Raw genomic sequence first — 1,146 nt, forward strand, 5'->3', positions numbered from 1 at the left:
GTCTGACACTCAGCGCGCCTCGGCCTTTGCATATGGTGCTGGTGTCCAGATAGCGCCAGCGGCAAACTGGACGGTCGATGTTGGTTATGAAGGCGCAACGTTTAAAGATACGAAGCTCAACGGATTCAATATCGGCCTTGGCTATCGCTTCTGATCCTGAATAGCGTGACTACGCCGAAGTGGACTTCGGCGTTTCTTTTCCCTCCAGAGAATCTGTCAGGGCATGCTCTTCGCCAGACGTTAACTTACGCTTGGCGTGGTAATGCTGCCACACGGTAAAATTTTCATTATCCATGGGTTTGGCATACAAGAATCCCTGAATGTAGCCAACCCCGTGCTGTGTCAGGTAGTGCAACTGGCGCGCGGTTTCCACCCCTTCTGCTACGATCTTCAAATTGAGGCGGTGAGCGAGGCTGATAATGGTATCCAAAATCGGCGTCTCTTCTTCCTGTGATGAAATGGTGCGGACAAACCCTTGATCGATTTTCAAATAGTCGAGCGGGAAGCTTTGCAGGTATGAAAGGGAACAATGGCCGGTGCCAAAATCATCAATCGCGACATGTATGCCCTCCTGACGTAATTGCTGCAACCGCTGCACCACTTCCGGCCCTTCACTGATGAGGCTGCGCTCGGTCAGTTCTAGCGTTATCAAGAAGCGGTGGGCCGCCACATTAGCCGCAAACTGGCGTATATCGGCGATAAATTCGCTGTCTTGCAGATGCTCTGCTGCCACATTCAAACCCAGATGAAAATTCGGCTCGATGTGCCAACGGGTAACGTCTTCCTCCACCAGTTTCAACAAATGTCGCGTCAGCGGGATAATCATATTTTCCGCTTCAGCGGCGGCGATAAACACATCCGGGCGAATCCACTGCCCATCGGCGCGCCGCCAGCGCAATAACGCCTCTGCACCGGTGCAGCGTTGCGCCTCAGTGCCGTAAACCGGCTGATAGTAGACAGAAAACTCATTGTTGGTGATGCCGCGGCGTAATTCGTCCTGAAAGGAGAGCTTGCGTTTTTGCCAATACAGCGCGGCCAGAATAAACAGCGCGGAAAGTACCAGTGCAAGCGGCAGCAGCGTGAGAAAGGCAAACTGCCAGGCTTTGCCCATTTCTGCGGCGGGGGCAGTAATGGAGACCGCAATCG

2 protein-coding genes are annotated in these 1,146 nt (G+C 53.3%); one reads left to right on the top strand and one right to left on the bottom strand.

Features of this window, described 5'->3' with window-relative positions:
• Positions 1-154: Ail/Lom family outer membrane beta-barrel protein (locus J5224_RS29125; RefSeq protein ID WP_264628562.1), on the top strand; the 154-nt coding region annotated here is incomplete at its 5' end.
• Between the two features lie 15 nt (positions 155-169).
• Here J5224_RS29125 and J5224_RS29130 read toward each other — a convergent pair.
• Positions 170-1,146, bottom strand: a 977-nt coding sequence (locus J5224_RS29130; RefSeq protein ID WP_264628561.1) for an EAL domain-containing protein, incomplete at its 5' end; no start/stop codon positions are given.

The organism is Candidatus Symbiopectobacterium sp. NZEC135 (genome assembly GCF_025962695.1).